Source organism: Mycobacterium tuberculosis H37Rv (assembly GCF_000195955.2).
Classification (GTDB): Bacteria; Actinomycetota; Actinomycetes; order Mycobacteriales; family Mycobacteriaceae; genus Mycobacterium; species Mycobacterium tuberculosis.
Genome location: NC_000962.3, coordinates 2425032 through 2445354, shown reverse-complemented (window position 1 = coordinate 2445354; position 20323 = coordinate 2425032). Strand labels below are relative to the sequence as shown.

The window sequence follows — 20323 nt, the reverse complement described above, 5'->3', positions numbered from 1 at the left end:
TCCGGTGTGGGCGAGAGGGAGGGCCATGTGGTACTACCTGTTCAAGTACATTTTCATGGGTCCGCTCTTTACGTTGCTTGGTCGCCCGAAAGTTGAAGGACTGGAATACATCCCGAGTTCGGGTCCGGCCATCCTCGCCAGTAACCATCTTGCGGTGGCGGATAGCTTCTACCTTCCGTTGGTAGTTCGCCGTCGTATCTGGTTCCTGGCGAAATCGGAATACTTCACCGGCACCGGACTGAAAGGCTGGATCAACCGCTGGTTCTACAGCGTCTCCGGCCAGGTTCCCATCGACCGCACCAATGCCGACTCCGCGCAGGGCGCACTGCAGACGGCAGTGGTGTTGCTGGGTCAGGGCAAGCTGCTGGGCATGTATCCAGAAGGCACTCGCTCGCCGGACGGTCGGCTCTACAAAGGCAAGACCGGCCTAGCCCGGTTGGCATTGCACACCGGGGTTCCGGTGATTCCGGTGGCGATGATCGGTACCAACGTCGTCAACCCGCCGGGCAGGAAGATGCTGAGGTTCGGCAGGGTCACCGTTCGGTTTGGCAAGCCGATGGACTTCTCCCGGTTCGAGGGGTTGGCCGGTAACCATTTCATCGAGCGGGCCGTTACCGACGAAGTGATCTATGAGCTGATGGGGCTCTCGGGTCAGGAGTACGTCGACATCTATGCCGCCAGTGTCAAAGACGGCCGCAACGCGGGCGGTGCCGGTGCAAATCCCAATTCAACGGACGCCGCACGAATCCCCGAGACAGCCGCTGGCTAGTCAGCTGGCCGTCGGCGCCGGGGTCAGTCCGCGCGTAAGCGAGCGCTGCGGCGTCATCCTGGCGGTAACGGTGAGTCCGGCAACGACGATGACCGCCAGCGCCCACCACACGTAGGACATCCCCGCGAGTTGACGCCACCAGACCGCAGTCGTCTCCCGGTGTTGGGGAAGCAGGTCGATCGGTGTCCACCTCATCAGCACCACCCCGGCCAGGCTGAGCATGGCCAACGCGACGTTGCGGCGACGCCAACCCAGTAGCCCAATCACCAGCACGGCCGGCAGCATCCACACCCAATGGTGTGACCACGAGACCGGCGAAACTACCAACCCGAACAGGGCGACGCAGATCACAGCCAGGGTCGGCTCGCCGGCCCGCAACACTCGCCGCATCGCCCATATGGTCGCTGCCAACACGAGCAGGGATCCGGCCACCCACAGTGCGAAGCGTTCGTCATCGCCAATCGTCAACCGCGCGAGTGCGCCCGCGATGTTCTGGTCTGTGTTCAAGGCGGCAGCGCCGATCCGGTCCGTGTGGTGAAGGGTATGCGTCCAGTACTCCCAGGAGTCGCGCCACGCCAGGACGAAACCGAGCAGCGTGGCGACCGCGAACGACGCCAGCGCCGTCAGCGCGGCCCGACCGTCCCGACGTAGCAGGAAGTAGAGGAGAAACACCGCGGGGGTGAGTTTGAGGGCTATCCCCAGCCCCAACATCAGCCCGCGTGGCCATGGCGTTCGGCGTGGGAAGCAGTCGACGATCACCAGGGTCATCAGCACCACATTGATCTGACCGAAAGCGAAGTTCGAGCTGATCGGCTCCAGCCAAATCGTTGCCGGAGCCACGATGAGCACGGCCAACCACAACCGGCGTAACCGAGCCGGCGCGGGTACCAGTCGGGAGGTTGGCCATGCGTCGAGGCCGGTCAGCACGATCGCCGTCGACGCGATCAGCAGCACCAGGGTTAGCACCGTGATCGCGACGCTGGCAGCCGGCATCTGCAACCAGGCGAATGGGCTGAACAGGACGGCCGCCAGTGGAGGATAGGTGAACGGGAGGTTCAGCCCGATGGGTGTGTGGAACAACACACCACCGCCATACAGCGGACGCCCGTCCAGCCAAGCTCGAGCGCCCATCTGATAGATGTCGATATCGATGCGATACGGCGTGTGGCCGAACAACCGCCAGGCCACGTAGCCCAACGCCACGCCGGCCAGCAGCCACAGCAGGCACCACAACACCCTCCGCCCGAGTCGACTGCCCACCTCGGGCGCCCGCCATGCACTCATGTCGCAGAACAGCCTAGTAGTTTCGCGTAGGCGCGCATGGTGGCGCTGTACGGCGCCTGCATATGCAGTCAAGGTGGGCGTAGCTTTTTGGAGGTGTTCCACTGGCTGCAGCACGACATCGTCGACCGTGGCCGGCTGCCGTTGTTGTGCTGCTTGGTCGCCTTTGTCCTGACCTTCCTCGTCACGCGTAGTTTTGTACGGTTTATCCACCGTCGCGCCGCGGACGGTCGGCCGGCCAGGTGGTGGCAGCCGCGAAATGTCCACATCGGGTCGGTGCACATCCACCACGTCGCGTTTGGGGTGGTGCTGGTGATGATCTCCGGGCTGACGCTGGTCACCTTGTCAGTCGACGGTCGAGAACCCGAATTCACCATAGCGGCGAGCATTTTCGGAGTCGGGGCCGCCTTGGTGCTCGACGAGTACGCACTGATCCTGCATCTGTCCGATGTCTACTGGGAGGAAGACGGACGCACGTCGGTAGACGCCGTCTTTGCCGCAGTGGCCGTCGCGGGGCTGTTGATCATGGGCCTACACCCGCTGATCTTCTTCCTGCCGGTTCGGCAAGGCGCCAACTGGGTGGTGCTGCAAACCACCCTGATCGCAGGATTGGTCTTGACGTTGCCGTTGGCGGTGGTGGTGCTGCTCAAGGGCAAGGTTTGGACCGGGTTGCTTGGCATGTTCGTTGTCGTGCTGTTGGTCGTCGGCGCAGTCCGGCTGTCGCGTCCGCACGCTCCGTGGGCCCGGTGGCGCTACACCCGCCACCCGGAAAAGATGCGCCGTGCGCTACAGCGGGAACGGACATGGCGCCGCCCGGTGGTGCGGATCAAGCTGTGGCTGCAATACGTGATCGCCGGGACGCCACGGATGCCCGACGAGCGCGCGGTCGACGCCCAGCTCGACCAGGACGTGCGCCCCGCACCACCGCCGGAGAGAACCGCGCCCATTCTGATCAGCGGCTCGGTCTGGTCGGATTAGGCTGCGGCGGTGCGGTACTTCTACGACACCGAATTCATCGAGGATGGGCACACCATCGAGTTGATCTCGATCGGGGTGGTCGCAGAAGACGGCCGCGAATACTACGCAGTATCCACGGAATTCGATCCCGAGCGGGCCGGCAGCTGGGTGCGCACCCATGTGCTGCCCAAGCTGCCGCCGCCCGCCTCGCAACTGTGGCGCTCGCGCCAGCAGATTCGTCTTGACCTGGAAGAATTCCTCCGCATCGACGGCACGGATTCGATCGAGTTGTGGGCCTGGGTGGGGGCCTACGACCATGTAGCGCTGTGTCAATTGTGGGGCCCGATGACTGCCTTGCCACCCACAGTGCCCCGTTTCACCCGGGAACTGCGGCAGTTGTGGGAGGACCGGGGATGCCCCCGGATGCCGCCGCGGCCACGCGACGTCCACGACGCGCTGGTCGATGCCCGAGATCAGCTGCGCCGGTTTCGTCTCATCACGTCCACAGACGATGCGGGCCGCGGCGCGGCCCGCTGAGGAGACGGACAGTCAGATCCCGCCGGCGAGGACCTCCGAGCGAACCTCGCCCTGAGCAGCCGTCAGGAAATCCCCGGTTACCATGGACCGATGAACTGGACCGTCGACATACCGATCGACCAGCTCCCGTCGCTTCCGCCGCTGCCGACTGACCTGCGAACACGACTGGACGCCGCGCTGGCCAAGCCGGCGGCCCAGCAACCCACCTGGCCGGCCGACCAGGCGTTGGCGATGCGCACGGTGTTGGAGAGCGTGCCACCCGTGACGGTGCCGTCCGAGATCGTCCGGCTGCAAGAGCAGCTGGCCCAGGTGGCAAAGGGTGAGGCTTTCCTGCTGCAGGGCGGCGACTGCGCTGAGACATTCATGGACAACACCGAACCCCATATTCGGGGCAATGTCCGTGCCTTGTTGCAGATGGCCGTGGTGCTGACCTACGGCGCCAGCATGCCAGTGGTGAAGGTGGCCCGCATCGCCGGTCAGTACGCGAAGCCTCGGTCAGCCGACATTGACGCGCTGGGTCTGCGGTCTTACCGCGGCGACATGATCAACGGCTTCGCCCCGGACGCCGCGGCGCGCGAGCACGACCCGTCGCGGCTGGTCCGGGCTTACGCTAACGCCAGTGCGGCGATGAACTTGGTGCGTGCGCTGACTTCGTCGGGCCTGGCGTCGCTGCATCTGGTTCACGACTGGAACCGGGAATTCGTCCGGACCTCGCCGGCCGGCGCGCGCTATGAGGCGCTGGCCACCGAGATCGATCGTGGGCTGCGGTTCATGAGTGCCTGTGGGGTGGCCGACCGCAATCTACAGACCGCCGAAATCTATGCCAGCCATGAAGCTTTGGTGCTCGACTACGAGCGCGCCATGTTGAGGTTGTCCGACGGTGACGACGGTGAACCACAACTGTTTGACCTGTCCGCACACACCGTGTGGATCGGCGAGCGGACCCGACAAATCGATGGCGCGCACATCGCGTTTGCCCAGGTGATTGCTAATCCGGTCGGGGTCAAGTTGGGCCCCAACATGACCCCGGAACTGGCCGTGGAGTACGTCGAGCGGCTCGACCCGCACAATAAGCCGGGCCGGCTGACGTTGGTGAGCAGGATGGGCAACCACAAGGTCCGCGATCTGTTGCCACCGATCGTGGAGAAGGTCCAGGCCACCGGGCATCAGGTGATCTGGCAATGCGACCCGATGCACGGCAACACCCACGAGTCGTCCACGGGGTTCAAGACCCGTCACTTCGATCGCATTGTCGATGAAGTGCAGGGTTTTTTCGAGGTGCATCGTGCCCTCGGAACCCATCCGGGCGGCATCCATGTCGAGATTACCGGCGAGAACGTCACCGAATGTCTTGGTGGCGCGCAAGACATTTCGGAGACGGACTTGGCCGGCCGCTATGAGACGGCATGTGATCCGCGGCTGAACACCCAGCAGTCGCTGGAGTTGGCGTTCCTGGTCGCGGAGATGCTGCGGGACTAGCTCGGCGAGCAGTCGTAAAAGAACATGATGGGCGCTGGTGCGCCCGCTCATGGTGAATGAGAATCGGTGCGTGCGTTGCGGTGTCGACGTCGTAGGGGCTTGGCTGTGTGTGGCCGTGCAAGAGACTGACGTTGGAGCCCCCCCACTTTCGGGTGTGTCCCGGTTGCTGCTACGAGCGCGAGTACCAGTCTCTTTAGTTCATGTTTGGGGGCTCCCTTCGCAGCGCGCGTTGTTGGTTGCGACGCTGAGCCGGAAAGGGGCTGGTGGGATGCATATTCTGTACGAGCGGTGCGCCTTTGTTGATGTGGGCCAGGACATCATCGCGGTGGCGGTGTGGGTGCCGGGCGAGGGTCCTGACGGGCGCAAGACGATCAAGCGCACCTTATGCGCTCGAAGATCCCCGATCTGCAGCGGGCGCTGGAAGGGCGCTTCGATGATCACCATGCCCTGATGTGTAGGTTGCACCTGGCTCATCTGGATCAGCTCGATGCGATGATCGGTGCTCTCGACGAGCAGATCGAGCAGCTGATGCATCCCTTTTGTGCCCGACGCGAGCTGATTGCATCGATCCCGGGGATCGGGGTGGGTGCCTCGGCGACGGTCATCTCTGAAATCGGCGCCGACCCGGCGGCCTGGTTCCCCTCGGCTGAGCATCTGGCCTCGTGGGTGCGGCTGTGCCCGGGCAACCACGAATCGGCCGGCAAACGCCATCACGGTGCCCGCCGCACAGGCAACCAGCACCTGCAGCCGGTCCTGGTCGAGTGCGCGTGGGCCGCCGTGCGCACCGATGGCTACCTGCGCGAGTACTACCGCCGCCAGGTCCGCAAGTTCGGTGGCTTCCGCAGTCCCGCTGCCAACAAGAAGGCGATCATCGCCGTCGCCCACAAGCTGATCGTCATCATTTGGCACGTGCTGGCCACCGGCCGGCCTTACCAGGATCTCGGCGCCGACTACTTCACCACCCGCATGGATCCCGACAAAGAACGACGTCGCCTCGTCGCCAAACTCGAAGCCCAAGGATTGGGGGTCACCCTCGAACCTGCCGCCTGAAACCCCGACATACACACTGTCACCAACAGACCCGGCTTCGCTGCAGTCGCCGGCGGGTCACGCTTGCCGTGGTCACCTTAATTCACGTACCAGCCCCCATTTTCGTGCCGAAATGGGGGCTTTTGCGACTGCTCGCCTGCCTTAGAGCAGGCCGCTCAGGTTGCTCCCGATCGTCCATGCCGCGGACGCCACTAGCCCGGTGATCGCCAGCACCACCGACACCCAGACAAGCACCATTCGACGGGCGTGCTGTCGCGCCCAGATGAATTCCTCGATTGCGATGCCGGCGAATTGGCCGGTGATCGGCTCGTGTTCGGGCTCCGACCCTGAAGCCGGCTCGGAGCAGTCGCCGGGTTGGCGAGTCAGCTGGCGAGTAGGGTGGTGAACCGGTTTGGCACCCAGCTGCCCTTGCTGGGTAATCCGGCTGCGGTACAACGCGGCCGACCGGTGTTGAGCGGAGTTGCGCGGCGCCGGTACCCGGAATTCAGGCAGGGCCAGCTCCTCGGCGATCGCCTCCAGATCGGCGCCCATCGCGATCGCATCGGCGTATCGGTCGGCAGGGTTGCGGGCAGTTGCACATGCCACCAACTCATCGAATTGTGGCGGTACACCGTCGATTACAGCACTGGCACGCGGCACGTCAGCATCAAGCCGTTGGTAGGCAATCGACAAGGCCGAGTCGCCGGTGAACGGTGTGTGCCCCGTTAGCAGCTCGTAGACCAGAACGCCGACAGAGTAGACGTCGCTTCGAGGATCGGCGTTTCCATCACGGACCTGCTCAGGGGACAGGTAGGCCGCGGTACCCAGGATGACGCCGGTAGACGTGATTGAAGCGGCGGCGACCGCGCGGACCAACCCGAAATCGGCGAGTTTGACGTCGCCGTCGTCGGAGATCAAGATGTTCTCGGGCTTGACATCGCGATGCACCAGACCGGCTCGATGGGCGGCAGCCAGCCCGCCAAGCACTGGGCGCAGCACCGCCACAACGGCATGTGGCGGCATGGGACCACGTTCTATCAGCAGCTCGCGCAGGGTACCGCCCTCGATGAGCTCCATCACCAGAAACGGGTGCCTGCCGTCTTTGCCCTGGTCGTAGACCGCGACCAGCGCGCGGTTATTTAGCCGGGCAACCGCACGGGCCTCCAGTCGAAAGCGGGTCAGAAACTGTTCATCGCCCGCGTAGCGAGAATCCATCACTTTCAGCGCGACGGGCCGGTCGAGTCGGACATCCAGGCCCCGGTAGACCGTCGAGGTGCCGCCGCTGGCGATCTTGGCCTGGACCAGATAGCGGCTGTCCAGCAGCGCGCTCTCCAACGGGTCCCTCGTGCCAGCTTCGACCACGGGGTCATCGTAGGTGGCCGCCGCGATTGGATGCAGAACGGAAGCCTAACGCGCATGCCTGGCCGCGCACCAGGCTCTACACTTGCGCGGGTGGGCAGCATTCCCGCTGGCGATGACGTTTTGGACCCTGACGAACCGACGTACGACCTGCCCCGGGTCGCCGAGCTGCTCGGCGTTCCGGTCAGCAAGGTGGCCCAGCAGCTGCGGGAAGGTCATCTGGTGGCCGTGCGGCGCGCTGGTGGCGTGGTGATCCCTCAGGTCTTCTTCACCAACTCCGGTCAGGTGGTCAAGAGCCTGCCGGGGCTGTTGACCATCCTGCACGACGGGGGCTATCGCGACACCGAGATTATGCGCTGGCTGTTTACCCCCGATCCGTCGCTGACCATCACCCGCGACGGCTCGCGTGACGCCGTCAGCAACGCCCGTCCCGTCGATGCATTGCATGCCCACCAGGCTCGCGAGGTGGTGCGCCGGGCCCAGGCTATGGCGTATTGACCACCGGGGTTGCAGCCTGCACTCCGCGCCGGTCCGGTGACCGATACAGGACATACCACGCAGTCAGTGCGCAGGCGGTGGCGATCCAGAAGTGCAGCCACGAATACATCCCGTGCGATCCGTCGGGTTTGAAGATCACCATCACCCAAGTCGAGAGCCCGGCGATGGCCGCGATCGCCCGTCGTGCCTGGGCCAACGGGGCAGCGACCGCCAGCGGCCAGGAGTAGTACCACGGCAGGGCGGCGGGTACGAACAGCACCACGATCAGCATCGACCATGCGACCCCGGTCAGCGCGGCCCGGTCGTCGCGCCGGAACCGCCACCACAACAGCGGCAGCGACACCGCGATGATCACGATTCCGATCAGCCGGGTGATCCGCAGCAAGGTGTAGAAGTCGACCGTGAAGAGCCCTCTGCCCAGCGCGTGGATCACGTTGGCCGCCCCGGTGGGCACCGTCAGCCAGTTGATGATTTTCACCGAGCCGGCCAGCGCGGTCAGCCACCCTAGGCCAACGCCGGCTACCGCAGACAGCACCGCGAACACCGCGACGAAGATCAGCAGCGATATCGCGGCGGCTGCCAGGAACGCCTGGACCGGCCGGTACCCCCGTCGCTCACGCAGATGACGCAGCCAAACCCAGACCAAGAAGGGCAACGCGATTCCGGCGGTGGCCTTCACCGCGATCGCAACGGTGATCAGGATGATCCCCGCGACATTACGGCCCTGGACGGTCAACGCGATACCGGCGGTCATCAGACCCACCATCAGCATCTCGTTGTGCACCCCGCCCATCAGATGGATGAGGACCAGTGGGTTCAGCACGCAGATCCACAGCGCGGTCGGGCCGTGGGTGCCGAGATGGCTGGCCAAGCGTGGAGTGGCCCAGACCAGCAACGCCAGCCCGGGCAGCATGCACAAACGCAACAGCATGGTTCCGGCGACGACATTGTTGCCGACGATTACCGTGACGAACTTCGCAACCAGAATGAACGCAGGACCGTAGGGCGCGGTGGTGATCGTCCAGATCGGGCTTACGTCGTCCAGCAGCGCATTGGGATTACCGACCGGGCCAACAGCGTAAGGATCCAGACCGTCGCGCAGAAGCGCCCCTTGGGCCAGATACGAGTAAGTGTCCCGGCTGAAGACGGGCACCGACAGCAGTAGCGGCGCCAGCCAGATAACGGTGGTTGCCCGCATGGTGAACTCGGTGGCTTCGCCGGCGAGGACCCGTCGGCCTAGACCCAGCCACGCAAGCAGCATCACACCCACACCTGTCCACAACAGAATCGACGACAGCACGAGTCCGTGGCCGAAGCGCAGCCAGGACATGTGAATCGACTCCAGCAGCGGGTCATGTTGGCGGACGCTGCCGGCTCCCAGCCCGCCTGCGGTGATCAGCACCGCGCCGGCGAAGCCCAGCCGCGCCGGTCCGCCCTGCGGACCGGTAGTGAACTCGAAAAGTCGCGAAAGGTGTTGGACAACAGCATCTTTCGCTGTAGCCAAATCAACCGCTGGAGCATGGCTCGGAGTAGTCATCGGTTAGGCGGACCGGTTCGCAGCCATCATGGCCAGTTCGGACAGCCCGGCCTTGGCTGTTGCGTTGATGGGTGCGGACGCCAGGGTGGCCAGTGCTCGCTGGGTGAGCGCGGCGATGCGGCTCTCCGCGGCGGCGCGCGCGCCCACTGCCTCGATGACCGTGCGCAGTTCACGTACCTGCGCATCAGTCAATCGGGTGCCAATCGAGGTCCGTAATAGTTTGGCCGCCAAGGGGTCTGACCTGTCCGCCAATTCCACCGCTTCGGCTACCAGCACGGTACGCTTGCCCGACTTTAGGTCGTCACCGGACGGCTTGCCCGTCACGGCTGGGTCGCCAAACACGCCAAGCACGTCGTCGCGCAACTGAAACGCTACGCCGAGGTCCGCTCCGAAATGCTCGAAGATGGCCGCTACGTCGGATCTGTCGGCCGCGGCGGCCGTCCCAAGCTGTAGCGGTCGCGATACCGTGTAGCAGGCGGTCTTGAGCGTCGCGACGTTCATCGCCGACTCGATCGACTCGGCGGCACTGGCCTCTGCGACGATGTCGAGGTATTGCCCGCCCAGCACCTCGTTGCGGATATCGGCCCACACCCGATGCACTCGCCGCTGGGCATCGGGTGCCAGGGCGGACTGGCAGACCTTCGAGACGATGTCGTCAGCCCAGACCTGTGCGAGGTCGCCGAGCAGGATGGCCGCCGACATGCCGAACTGGTCCGGTGACCCCCGCCAGTCCCGATCGCGGTGCAGCGCCGCGTAGCGCAGCTGGGCGGTCGGGCGGCCCCGGCGGGTGGCGGAACGGTCGATCAGGTCGTCGTGGACCAGCGCCCAGGCGTGCAGCAGTTCCAGCGCGGAAAACAGCAGCAGCACATCAGGATCGGGTTCCCGACTGGCAACGGCGTGCCAGCCCCAATAGGCGAAGAGCGGTCGTAGGCGCTTGCCCCCGCCGAGAACGAAATCCTCCAGGTCGGCGATCAGGCCGTCGTAGTCACTGCCCATGTGGGCGGCCGCACGGCGGCGGCCGTGCAAATACCTCCGCAGCTGGTCGGTGATGGCGCCGGCCAACTGGACCGCTGCCGGTGCTGCCGGTGCATTCAGGCTCAGCGCGGCGCCCCTTTCTCATTTGGCGTGCCTATGGCCCGACAGTGTATTCCGCGCCGGCGCGAGTGGCCGCTATCGATGATTCGGCGGGTGGGCTCGCGGAAACCACACAAGTTGCTTCGACTAACTGACTATTTCGTGTTTATGCTGTCTTCAGCGCCCTTGGGTTGGCTGGTCCGGCCCGGCCCAGGATGGCGATTTGCGCGACGCGGCGCGGCCCACCGGTGGCCCCATTGGCGGCCATGGAAGTACTCGTTTGACGAAGAGGAGCCGTGTGACCCTCAACACGATCGCGCTGGAGCTGGTGCCACCGAACCTCGAGGGTGGCAAGGAGCGGGCAATCGAAGATGCTCGCAAGGTGGTGCAGTACTCGGCTGCATCCGGGCTTGACGGCCGGATACGGCACGTAATGATGCCGGGGATGATCGCCGAGGATGACGATAGGCCCATCCCGATGCAGCCGAAGCTGGATGTACTCGATTTCTGGTCGATCATCAAACCGGAGTTGGCGGGAGTCCATGGCCTGTGTACGCAGGTAACCGCGTTCATGGACGAGCCATCGTTGCACCGGCGGCTGGTCGATCTGTCCGATGCCGGCATGGAGGGCATCGTATTCGTCGGTGTACCGCGCACGATGCAGGACGGCGAGGGCTCCGGAGTCGCGCCGACGGATGCCCTGTCGCTGTATCGCCAGCTGGTGGCCAACCGTGGTGTGATCGTGATCCCCACCCGAGACGGCGAGCAGGGCCGGCTCAATTTCAAGTGCAGTCGGGGCGCAACCTACGGCATGACCCAGCTGTTGTATTCCGACGCGATCGTGGGCTTCCTGCGCGAGTTCGCCAGGACCACCGAACACCGACCCGAGATTCTGCTGTCGTTCGGCTTTGTCCCGAAGGTCGAGACCCGCATCGGCCTGATCAACTGGCTGATCCAGGACCCGGGAAACGCCGCGGTGGCCGACGAGCAGGCGTTCGTGCAGAAGTTGGCCGGCAGTGAACCCGCACGGCGGCGCCGGCTCATGGTCGACTTGTACAAGCGTGTGCTAGACGGCGTCGCCGATCTGGGTTTTCCGCTAAGCATCCATCTCGAGGCGACGTATGGCGTTTCGGCCGCGGCTTTCGAGACCTTCGCGGAAATGCTTGCCTACTGGTCACCTGCCGAGCCGGGCAAGCCGGACTAGCTGGTTGGCGGGTCGCCCGAAGCGGTCAACCGTGGGGAGCGGTCCCGGTCGATCCACGCCAGCACGGCCACCACACCGGCGGCCGCGAACGCGGCGATGCCCAGCCAGATGCCGGCTCCGGTGAACGACCGGGTGTTGGGATCGGTATAACGAGCCTGTGCGCTCATCGTGCTCACCACGCCCGGCTTGAGCTTCCACTGCACTACCTCGGGCTCGATGCGGTCGCCGTTGGTGGAAGTCACTGCTGCGGGGAAGGCGACGGTCAACTCGACGTCGGCGTCGGGATCGGATACCGATGTCAGATCCGCTCGGCCTTCCAGGATCACGATGTTGCCGTTTCGGCGCAGTGACAGGTTCACTCCGGCGGCGTCGGAGTTCATATTGGCCAACTGGGGCAGCTCGGCAAAGGTCAAATCGGAAAACACTGCTTGCGACCCCACGTAGCCGTCGCTGTCGTAGTTCGAGACCGCAACCTTCTGGCTGAACGGCACATCGCCATCGAGCGCAGGGCCGGTGTCTTTGCTGTTTTTCGGCTTGGCCGCGGCGATGATCTCCCCGGACACCAGGTCATCCGGCGAGATGGTGATCGAGGCTCGGACCCGCAGGCATCCGGTAGCCAGAGGCACCAGCATCAGCAACATCGCGATGGCCAGCATGCCGCGCCGTCGGGTCCTTGCCACTCGCGATCCTTGGGATGACGGTGGGGCATAGCTAGCGCGCACCAGGTCATCGTGCCAGACCGGGCATGCCGCGTCGGCAAGCTGTCGGGCGCGGGTTAGAGCGGTAGCGTGCGACCCAGGATGGCGAATGCTCGGGGGTCACCGGCGAAGTGGTAGCCGCGGATGATGTCGGTGAAGCCCAACCGGCGGTACAACCGCCACGCCCGATTGTCCTCACCGTTGGTCTCCGGTGTGGAGAGCAGGACGTTGTCCTCGTCGCGACCGGCTAGCAGTCGGCGGGCCAACGCCTCCCCGAGGCCACGGCCTTGAGCGCGGGGAAGGATGTGCAATTCAGTCAACTCGAAGTAGCTGGTCATCAGTCGGGCGATCGCTAGGCGCGGAAAGCCGCTGCGTTGCAAGCCCAGTACCACCTGCTGTTGCCACCACTGGCCGGGCGCCCCGGGATAGCCGTACGCCACTCCGAGCATTGGCGCGTTGCTCAGTTCGGCGGCCGACGGCAGCGCCGTGGTGTCGGCGGCCTCGGCCTGTTCGGCTGCCGTTACCTCGACGGCCGCGACCGCCTGCCAGCCGCGCCGCCGGATGTGCTCCAGCCACATTGGGGCGCGCAAAGTCTCGGTGCCCCTGGGGTAGCGCATCGCGTCGACATACACCGTCAGGGCATCACCGAGGCGGCGCTCCATATCGCTGGGCGGCAGATCGATGAGGAATATCGCCAACGCGCGGTGTCCTCCTCATGTGATGAACCGATGCGTGCTTGCGCACCAGTATCGGACAAGCCGATGAGGCCGCCCGCGCTGGACGGGGCTTGTAGCGTATGGCCGTTTCCGCTCAGCTCGTCGCTGCGGCGCCGCCGGGATAGAATCGCCCGCGAACCAGTGGTACGGCGCAGATTGACCTCGTATCATCTGAGTTAGTTGCCCGCGCAATGGGCATCCGCGTGTTATCGGTATTACGTGACAGTCTGTCGGCAAGGAGGGACGCATGCCACTCTCCGATCATGAGCAGCGGATGCTTGACCAGATCGAGAGCGCTCTCTACGCCGAAGATCCCAAGTTCGCATCGAGTGTCCGTGGCGGGGGCTTCCGCGCACCGACCGCGCGGCGGCGCCTGCAGGGCGCGGCGTTGTTCATCATCGGTCTGGGGATGTTGGTTTCCGGCGTGGCGTTCAAAGAGACCATGATCGGAAGTTTCCCGATACTCAGCGTTTTCGGTTTTGTCGTGATGTTCGGTGGTGTGGTGTATGCCATCACCGGTCCTCGGTTGTCCGGCAGGATGGATCGTGGCGGATCGGCTGCTGGGGCTTCGCGCCAGCGTCGTACCAAGGGGGCCGGGGGCTCATTCACCAGCCGTATGGAAGATCGGTTCCGGCGCCGCTTCGACGAGTAAGCCGAACGCAACCAGCGGCAGCGGGGCAGCCATCGGCGGTCCCGCTTTTTGTTTGGGCGTCATCGTTTGGGAATCGCAGTCTCGGGAAGCCCCTGAACCGCCCCGGCATGTCCGGAGACTCCAGTTCTTGGAAAGGATGGGGTCATGTCAGGTGGTTCATCGAGGAGGTACCCGCCGGAGCTGCGTGAGCGGGCGGTGCGGATGGTCGCAGAGATCCGCGGTCAGCACGATTCGGAGTGGGCAGCGATCAGTGAGGTCGCCCGTCTACTTGGTGTTGGCTGCGCGGAGACGGTGCGTAAGTGGGTGCGCCAGGCGCAGGTCGATGCCGGCGCACGGCCCGGGACCACGACCGAAGAATCCGCTGAGCTGAAGCGCTTGCGGCGGGACAACGCCGAATTGCGAAGGGCGAACGCGATTTTAAAGACCGCGTCGGCTTTCTTCGCGGCCGAGCTCGACCGGCCAGCACGCTAATTACCCGGTTCATCGCCGATCATCAGGGCCACCGCGAGGGCCCCGATGGTTTGCGGTGGGGTGTCGAGTCGATCTGCACACAGCTGACCGAGCTGGGTGTGCCGATCGCCCCATCGACCTACTACGACCACATCAACCGGGAGCCCAGCCGCCGCGAGCTGCGCGATGGCGAACTCAAGGAGCACATCAGCCGCGTCCACGCCGCCAACTACGGTGTTTACGGTGCCCGCAAAGTGTGGCTAACCCTGAACCGTGAGGGCATCGAGGTGGCCAGATGCACCGTCGAACGGCTGATGACCAAACTCGGCCTGTCCGGGACCACCCGCGGCAAAGCCCGCAGGACCACGATCGCTGATCCGGCCACAGCCCGTCCCGCCGATCTCGTCCAGCGCCGCTTCGGACCACCAGCACCTAACCGGCTGTGGGTAGCAGACCTCACCTATGTGTCGACCTGGGCAGGGTTCGCCTACGTGGCCTTTGTCACCGACGCCTACGCTCGCAGGATCCTGGGCTGGCGGGTCGCTTCCACGATGGCCACCTCCATGGTCCTCGACGCGATCGAGCAAGCCATCTGGACCCGCCAACAAGAAGGCGTACTCGACCTGAAAGACGTTATCCACCATACGGATAGGGGATCTCAGTACACATCGATCCGGTTCAGCGAGCGGCTCGCCGAGGCAGGCATCCAACCGTCGGTCGGAGCGGTCGGAAGCTCCTATGACAATGCACTAGCCGAGACGATCAACGGCCTATACAAGACCGAGCTGATCAAACCCGGCAAGCCCTGGCGGTCCATCGAGGATGTCGAGTTGGCCACCGCGCGCTGGGTCGACTGGTTCAACCATCGCCGCCTCTACCAGTACTGCGGCGACGTCCCGCCGGTCGAACTCGAGGCTGCCTACTACGCTCAACGCCAGAGACCAGCCGCCGGCTGAGGTCTCAGATCAGAGAGTCTCCGGACTCACCGGGGCGGTTCACCCAGCCGGGTCGTCACCGGCTGTCGGCGATATTGAGTCCGGTTTGAGCCCCAGTTGTGCCCCACTTGGCCCCACTTGCCACCCATTTGCCCGGCGACATGCGGTTTTCTGAGGTCGTAGCCGGGCTAGCCGCGCGCTTCAGTGGTACAGAGACGGCAAAACGCCGCTTTGATACCCCAGTTATGGGGCAAAGTGGGGGATTGTGGGGTATGGTGGCTGAGGTGTTTGGGTGAGATGGATTTGGCAGGGAGGTGCCCCATGTTTCTCGGCACCTACACGCCCAAACTCGACGACAAGGGGCGGCTGACGCTGCCGGCCAAGTTTCGCGACGCGTTGGCAGGGGGGTTGATGGTCACCAAGAGCCAAGATCACAGCCTGGCCGTTTACCCGCGGGCGGCGTTCGAGCAGCTGGCGCGCCGGGCCAGCAAGGCGCCACGAAGCAACCCCGAGGCGAGAGCGTTCCTACGTAATCTCGCCGCCGGTACCGACGAACAGCATCCCGACAGTCAAGGCCGGATCACCTTGTCGGCCGACCACCGCCGCTACGCAAGCCTTTCCAAGGACTGTGTGGTGATCGGCGCGGTCGACTATCTCGAGATCTGGGATGCGCAAGCCTGGCAGAACTACCAACAAATCCATGAAGAGAACTTCTCCGCGGCCAGCGATGAAGCACTCGGTGACATCTTCTGAGGTGCAAACCCGTGCACCGTGGTCTCTGCCCGAAGCGACCCTGGCGTACTTCCCCAACGCCAGGTTCGTGTCTTCGGACAGGGACCTCGGTGCAGGGGCGGCGCCTGGAATAGCCGCGTCCCGAAGTACGGCTTGCCAGACCTGGGGAGGTATCACGGTGGCTGATCCAGGTTCGGGGCCAACCGGTTTCGGTCATGTGCCGGTATTGGCGCAACGTTGCTTCGAACTGCTTACCCCCGCACTAACCCGCTACTATCCAGACGGCTCGCAGGCGGTCCTTCTCGACGCGACCATCGGCGCGGGCGGGCATGCGGAGCGGTTTTTGGAGGGATTGCCGGGTCTGCGCCTGATCGGGCTCGACCGTGACCCAACCGCTCTGGACGTCGCGCGGTCTCGGCTGGTGCGATTCGCTGACCGACTTACCCTGGTGCACACCCGCTATGACTGTCTGGGCGCAGCGCTGGCTGAATCCGGTTATGCCGCAGTGGGATCAGTCGACGGAATCCTGTTCGATCTCGGCGTCTCATCCATGCAGCTCGACCGCGCCGAGCGGGGCTTCGCCTACGCCACGGACGCGCCATTGGACATGCGGATGGACCCGACGACGCCGTTGACCGCAGCTGACATTGTCAACACTTACGACGAGGCGGCACTAGCCGACATCCTGCGTCGCTACGGAGAGGAGCGGTTTGCTCGGCGCATCGCTGCCGGTATCGTCCGCCGACGCGCAAAAACCCCGTTCACCTCGACCGCCGAACTGGTTGCCCTGCTGTACCAGGCGATTCCAGCTCCGGCCCGGCGTGTCGGCGGGCATCCAGCCAAGCGAACATTCCAGGCGCTGCGCATCGCGGTCAACGATGAGCTGGAATCGCTGCGCACGGCCGTTCCTGCCGCGCTGGATGCCCTCGCTATCGGTGGGCGCATCGCGGTGCTGGCCTACCAGTCGCTAGAGGACAGGATCGTCAAACGGGTGTTCGCCGAGGCAGTCGCGTCGGCCACCCCTGCGGGACTTCCGGTCGAACTTCCCGGCCATGAGCCGCGATTCCGTTCGTTAACGCACGGCGCCGAACGAGCGAGTGTGGCTGAGATCGAACGCAATCCCCGCAGTACTCCAGTGCGGTTGCGGGCCCTGCAACGAGTCGAGCACCGGGCGCAATCGCAGCAATGGGCAACCGAGAAGGGTGATTCATGAGGGCCAAGCGTGAGGCACCGAAAAGCCGCAGCAGCGATCGTCGCAGGAGAGCCGACAGTCCTGCCGCGGCGACGAGGCGAACGACTACGAACTCGGCGCCGTCGCGCCGCATCCGGAGCCGTGCCGGCAAGACCTCGGCACCCGGCCGGCAGGCCCGGGTGTCGCGCCCTGGACCGCAAACCAGCCCGATGCTCAGCCCGTTCGACCGGCCGGCCCCCGCAAAGAACACCAGCCAGGCCAAGGCGCGGGCCAAGGCCCGAAAAGCCAAGGCGCCCAAGCTGGTCCGTCCTACGCCGATGGAGCGTCTCGCCGCCCGGCTCACGTCGATCGACCTGCGGCCGCGCACGTTGGCAAACAAGGTTCCGTTTGTGGTGCTGGTTATCGGTTCGCTCGGCGTCGGACTAGGCCTCACACTGTGGTTGTCCACCGATGCCGCCGAGAGGTCCTACCAGCTGAGCAACGCCCGGGAGCGGACCCGGATGCTGCAGCAGCACAAGGAAGCGCTGGAACGCGACGTACGCGAGGCTGCGTCGGCGCCGGCGCTGGCCGAGGCGGCTCGTCGCCAGGGCATGATCCCGACGAGGGATACCGCCCACCTGGTTCAGGATCCGGACGGCAATTGGGTGGTGGTCGGTACACCCAAGCCGGCTGACGGAGTTCCACCGCCGCCGCTGAACACGAAGTTGCCCGAAGATCCGCCGCCGCCCCCGAAACCCGCGGCGGTGCCCCTCGAGGTGCCGGTCCGGGTGACACCAGGCCCCGATGATCCCGCTCCGCCCGCCCGGTCTGGCCCGGAGGTGCTGGTGCGTACCCCAGACGGCACAGCGACGCTGGGCGGCGCAACCCACCTGCCCACCCAGGCCGGCCCGCAGCTGCCCGGTCCGGTGCCGATACCTGGGGCGCCGGGTCCGATGCCGGCTCCTCCGCTCGGCGCAGTGCCATCCCCGGCACCAGCGGAAAATCCGGTGCCGCTCCAGGTGGGTGCGGCGCCCCCGGCCGGGCTCCCTGGACCAGCACCGGTGGCTGCGACGCCCGGGCTGTCGGGTGGGTCGCAACCCATGGTGGCACCACCCGCTCCAGTGCCGGCCAACGGCGAACAGTTCGGTCCCGTCACGGCGCCGGTGCCAACGGCGCCGGGGGCTCCCAGGTGAGCCGCGCCGCCCCCAGGCGGGCCAGTCAGTCGCAGTCGACGCGACCGGCGCGCGGTTTGCGCCGGCCACCGGGAGCCCAGGAGGTTGGGCAACGCAAACGGCCCGGCAAAACGCAGAAAGCCCGGCAAGCCCAGGAAGCCACGAAATCCCGCCCTGCGACACGGTCAGACGTCGCACCCGCGGGTCGCTCGACTCGTGCGAGGCGCACCCGGCAGGTGGTGGACGTCGGGACGCGCGGTGCGTCGTTCGTCTTTCGGCATCGGACCGGAAACGCGGTCATCTTGGTGTTGATGTTGGTCGCGGCAACACAATTGTTCTTTCTGCAGGTATCACATGCCGCGGGCCTGCGTGCGCAGGCGGCCGGCCAACTCAAGGTCACCGACGTCCAGCCAGCGGCTCGCGGCAGCATCGTCGACCGCAACAATGACCGGCTCGCGTTCACCATCGAGGCGCGTGCCCTGACGTTCCAGCCGAAGCGGATTCGGCGGCAATTGGAAGAGGCCAGGAAGAAGACGTCGGCTGCACCCGACCCGCAGCAGCGCCTGCGCGATATCGCCCAGGAGGTCGCCGGCAAGCTGAACAACAAGCCAGATGCCGCGGCCGTGCTGAAGAAGCTGCAAAGCGACGAGACCTTCGTCTACTTGGCGCGTGCGGTCGACCCGGCTGTCGCCAGCGCGATCTGCGCGAAGTATCCCGAGGTCGGTGCGGAAAGACAGGATCTGCGTCAGTACCCGGGTGGGTCGCTGGCGGCAAACGTCGTCGGTGGCATCGACTGGGATGGTCATGGGCTGCTGGGTCTGGAGGACTCCCTGGATGCGGTGCTGGCCGGAACCGACGGATCGGTCACCTACGACCGTGGGTCAGACGGCGTCGTCATCCCCGGCAGCTACCGGAATCGGCACAAGGCGGTCCACGGTTCCACCGTCGTGCTCACCCTCGACAACGACATCCAGTTCTACGTGCAGCAGCAGGTGCAGCAGGCCAAGAACCTATCGGGGGCTCACAACGTCTCGGCCGTCGTCCTGGACGCCAAGACCGGCGAGGTGCTCGCGATGGCCAACGACAACACCTTCGACCCGTCGCAAGACATCGGGCGCCAGGGCGACAAGCAGTTGGGCAACCCGGCGGTGTCGTCGCCCTTCGAGCCGGGCTCGGTGAACAAGATCGTCGCCGCGTCCGCGGTCATCGAGCACGGGTTGAGCAGCCCCGACGAGGTGCTACAGGTGCCTGGCTCGATCCAGATGGGCGGTGTTACCGTGCATGACGCTTGGGAGCACGGCGTGATGCCCTATACCACCACGGGGGTGTTCGGAAAGTCCTCCAACGTCGGCACGCTGATGCTTTCCCAACGTGTCGGACCGGAACGCTATTACGATATGCTCCGCAAGTTCGGGTTGGGACAGCGCACCGGCGTGGGCCTGCCCGGTGAGAGCGCCGGACTGGTGCCGCCAATCGACCAGTGGTCGGGCAGTACGTTCGCTAATCTTCCTATTGGCCAAGGTCTTTCGATGACTTTGCTGCAGATGACCGGCATGTACCAGGCCATCGCCAACGATGGAGTGCGGGTACCCCCACGCATTATCAAGGCCACCGTCGCACCCGACGGCAGCCGAACCGAAGAACCGCGCCCCGACGACATTCGCGTGGTGTCGGCGCAGACCGCCCAGACCGTGCGCCAGATGCTGCGTGCCGTGGTGCAACGCGATCCGATGGGCTACCAGCAGGGTACCGGGCCGACGGCCGGGGTGCCCGGCTATCAGATGGCCGGCAAGACCGGTACCGCGCAGCAGATCAACCCTGGCTGCGGCTGCTACTTCGACGACGTGTATTGGATCACCTTCGCCGGAATCGCCACTGCCGACAATCCCCGCTACGTGATCGGCATCATGTTGGACAACCCGGCGCGCAACTCCGACGGCGCGCCTGGGCACTCGGCCGCCCCGCTGTTCCACAACATCGCGGGCTGGCTGATGCAGCGCGAAAACGTCCCGCTGTCACCCGATCCCGGGCCTCCTTTGGTCTTGCAGGCCACCTAGGGCGGCGGCGCCGGTA

At 65.2% G+C, this 20323-nt stretch carries 18 protein-coding genes and 5 other annotated features; of the genes, 12 read left to right on the top strand and 6 right to left on the bottom strand.

What is annotated here, in order from left to right; genetic code table 11:
* Nucleotides 1-25: 25 nt before the first annotated feature.
* Entirely contained in the window at nucleotides 26-769 is a 744-nt protein-coding gene (locus tag Rv2182c; RefSeq protein NP_216698.1) for a 1-acylglycerol-3-phosphate O-acyltransferase, read from the top strand.
* Here the strand turns inward: Rv2182c and Rv2181 are convergent, their stop codons facing one another.
* A complete protein-coding gene (locus Rv2181; protein ID NP_216697.1) occupies nucleotides 770-2053 on the bottom strand; it encodes an alpha-(1-2)-phosphatidylinositol mannoside mannosyltransferase in 1284 nt (427 codons plus the stop codon). It lies immediately after the preceding gene.
* A gap of 87 nt (nucleotides 2054-2140) precedes the next feature.
* On the opposite strand from Rv2181, the gene Rv2180c reads away from it, so the two are divergent.
* The 4 genes from Rv2180c (at nucleotide 2141) to Rv2177c (ending at nucleotide 6073) form a co-directional block, all read left to right on the top strand.
* Nucleotides 2141-3028: an integral membrane protein gene (locus tag Rv2180c; protein ID NP_216696.1), complete on the top strand. Its 888-nt coding sequence runs from the start codon at nucleotides 2141-2143 to the stop codon at nucleotides 3026-3028.
* 9 nt (nucleotides 3029-3037) lie between these two features.
* Nucleotides 3038-3544, top strand: coding sequence for a 3'-5' exoribonuclease (locus tag Rv2179c; protein NP_216695.1), 507 nt, complete (start codon nucleotides 3038-3040; stop codon nucleotides 3542-3544).
* A 90-nt stretch (nucleotides 3545-3634) separates the two neighbouring features.
* Nucleotides 3635-5023, top strand: a complete 1389-nt coding sequence (gene aroG / locus Rv2178c; RefSeq protein NP_216694.1) for a phospho-2-dehydro-3-deoxyheptonate aldolase AroG — start codon at nucleotides 3635-3637, stop codon at nucleotides 5021-5023.
* Nucleotides 5024-5406: 383 nt separating this feature from the next.
* Nucleotides 5407-6210: a mobile genetic element (IS1558-1, len: 804 nt. Insertion sequence IS1558,nearly identical to complement of region 24105 24908 in EM_BA:MTCY428 Z81451 Mycobacterium tuberculosis cosmid Y428.), on the top strand.
* Nucleotides 5408-6073, top strand: coding sequence for a transposase (locus tag Rv2177c; RefSeq protein NP_216693.1), 666 nt, complete (start codon nucleotides 5408-5410; stop codon nucleotides 6071-6073). It overlaps the preceding feature by 666 nt.
* A 4-nt stretch (nucleotides 6211-6214) precedes the next feature.
* On the opposite strand, the gene pknL is transcribed toward Rv2177c, so the two are convergent.
* Complete coding sequence (pknL, locus tag Rv2176) at nucleotides 6215-7414, bottom strand: serine/threonine-protein kinase PknL (protein ID NP_216692.1); 1200 nt, start codon at nucleotides 7412-7414, stop codon at nucleotides 6215-6217.
* A 54-nt stretch (nucleotides 7415-7468) separates the two neighbouring features.
* On the opposite strand from pknL, the gene Rv2175c reads away from it, so the two are divergent.
* Nucleotides 7469-7909, top strand: a complete 441-nt coding sequence (locus Rv2175c) for a DNA-binding protein (RefSeq protein ID NP_216691.1) — start codon at nucleotides 7469-7471, stop codon at nucleotides 7907-7909.
* Nucleotides 7489-7532, top strand: a sequence feature (mcr5, fragment of putative small regulatory RNA (See DiChiara et al., 2010), cloned from M. bovis BCG Pasteur; ends not mapped, ~~82 nt band detected by Northern blot.; Fragment of putative small regulatory RNA). It overlaps the preceding gene by 44 nt.
* Here the strand turns inward: Rv2175c and mptA are convergent.
* Nucleotides 7896-9446, bottom strand: coding sequence for an alpha(1->6)-mannopyranosyltransferase A (gene mptA, locus Rv2174; protein NP_216690.1), 1551 nt, complete (start codon nucleotides 9444-9446; stop codon nucleotides 7896-7898). The two genes, Rv2175c and mptA, sit on opposite strands and share 14 nt — an antisense overlap.
* Before the next feature lie 3 nt (nucleotides 9447-9449).
* Nucleotides 9450-10508 (bottom strand): geranylgeranyl pyrophosphate synthetase IdsA, encoded by a 1059-nt coding sequence (idsA2, locus tag Rv2173; protein ID NP_216689.1) that lies wholly within the window; start codon nucleotides 10506-10508, stop codon nucleotides 9450-9452.
* 310 nt (nucleotides 10509-10818) lie between these two features.
* Here idsA2 and Rv2172c point away from each other — a divergent pair, with 310 nt between their 5' ends.
* A complete protein-coding gene (locus Rv2172c; RefSeq protein NP_216688.1) occupies nucleotides 10819-11724 on the top strand; it encodes a hypothetical protein in 906 nt (301 codons plus the stop codon).
* Here Rv2172c and lppM read toward each other — a convergent pair.
* A complete protein-coding gene (gene lppM / locus Rv2171; protein ID NP_216687.1) occupies nucleotides 11721-12404 on the bottom strand; it encodes a lipoprotein LppM in 684 nt (227 codons plus the stop codon). The two genes, Rv2172c and lppM, sit on opposite strands and share 4 nt — an antisense overlap.
* A 95-nt stretch (nucleotides 12405-12499) precedes the next feature.
* On the bottom strand, nucleotides 12500-13120 hold the full coding sequence (locus tag Rv2170; RefSeq protein ID NP_216686.1) for a GCN5-like N-acetyltransferase: 621 nt from the start codon (nucleotides 13118-13120) through the stop codon (nucleotides 12500-12502).
* A 265-nt stretch (nucleotides 13121-13385) separates the two neighbouring features.
* Between Rv2170 and Rv2169c the strand changes: the two genes are divergently transcribed.
* The 5 genes from Rv2169c to pbpB all read left to right on the top strand — a co-directional run bounded on the left by Rv2169c (nucleotide 13386) and on the right by pbpB (nucleotide 20307).
* Entirely contained in the window at nucleotides 13386-13790 is a 405-nt protein-coding gene (locus Rv2169c) for a transmembrane protein (protein NP_216685.1), read from the top strand.
* A gap of 93 nt (nucleotides 13791-13883) precedes the next feature.
* Nucleotides 13884-13911, top strand: a repeat region (28 bp Inverted repeat at the right end of IS6110,TGAACCGCCCCGGCATGTCCGGAGACTC).
* Nucleotides 13884-15238: a mobile genetic element (IS6110-6, len: 1355 nt. Insertion sequence IS6110.), on the top strand. (Overlaps the previous feature by 28 nt.)
* Nucleotides 15211-15238: a repeat region (28 bp Inverted repeat at the left end of IS6110; GAGTCTCCGGACTCACCGGGGCGGTTCA), on the top strand. It overlaps the preceding feature by 28 nt.
* A gap of 258 nt (nucleotides 15239-15496) precedes the next feature.
* A complete protein-coding gene (locus Rv2166c; RefSeq protein NP_216682.1) occupies nucleotides 15497-15928 on the top strand; it encodes a transcriptional regulator MraZ in 432 nt (143 codons plus the stop codon).
* 1 nt (nucleotide 15929) lies between these two features.
* Nucleotides 15930-17120, top strand: a complete 1191-nt coding sequence (locus Rv2165c) for an rRNA small subunit methyltransferase H (RefSeq protein NP_216681.4) — start codon at nucleotides 15930-15932, stop codon at nucleotides 17118-17120.
* Nucleotides 17117-18271: a hypothetical protein gene (locus tag Rv2164c; RefSeq protein ID NP_216680.1), complete on the top strand. Its 1155-nt coding sequence runs from the start codon at nucleotides 17117-17119 to the stop codon at nucleotides 18269-18271. The genes Rv2165c and Rv2164c overlap by 4 nt, the downstream gene beginning before the upstream one ends.
* The gene (gene pbpB / locus Rv2163c) at nucleotides 18268-20307 is read left to right on the top strand and encodes a penicillin-binding membrane protein PbpB (RefSeq protein NP_216679.1); all 2040 of its coding nucleotides are present in this window, start codon (nucleotides 18268-18270) and stop codon (nucleotides 20305-20307) included. The genes Rv2164c and pbpB overlap by 4 nt, the downstream gene beginning before the upstream one ends.
* Nucleotides 20308-20323: the final 16 nt, after the last annotated feature.

Bases quoted from the DNA above. Each gene is read 5' to 3' on its own strand.
- mptA (NP_216690.1), bottom strand. From the start codon at position 9,446: ATGACTACTCCGAGCCATGCTCCAGCGGTTGATTTGGCTACAGCGAAA.
- aroG (NP_216694.1), top strand. From the start codon at position 3,635: ATGAACTGGACCGTCGACATACCGATCGACCAGCTCCCGTCGCTTCCG.
- Rv2177c (NP_216693.1), top strand. From the start codon at position 5,408: ATGCGCTCGAAGATCCCCGATCTGCAGCGGGCGCTGGAAGGGCGCTTC.
- Rv2175c (NP_216691.1), top strand. From the start codon at position 7,469: ATGCCTGGCCGCGCACCAGGCTCTACACTTGCGCGGGTGGGCAGCATT.
- Rv2166c (NP_216682.1), top strand. From the start codon at position 15,497: ATGTTTCTCGGCACCTACACGCCCAAACTCGACGACAAGGGGCGGCTG.
- Rv2181 (NP_216697.1), bottom strand. From the start codon at position 2,053: ATGAGTGCATGGCGGGCGCCCGAGGTGGGCAGTCGACTCGGGCGGAGG.
- Rv2169c (NP_216685.1), top strand. From the start codon at position 13,386: ATGCCACTCTCCGATCATGAGCAGCGGATGCTTGACCAGATCGAGAGC.
- Rv2164c (NP_216680.1), top strand. From the start codon at position 17,117: ATGAGGGCCAAGCGTGAGGCACCGAAAAGCCGCAGCAGCGATCGTCGC.
- Rv2182c (NP_216698.1), top strand. From the start codon at position 26: ATGTGGTACTACCTGTTCAAGTACATTTTCATGGGTCCGCTCTTTACG.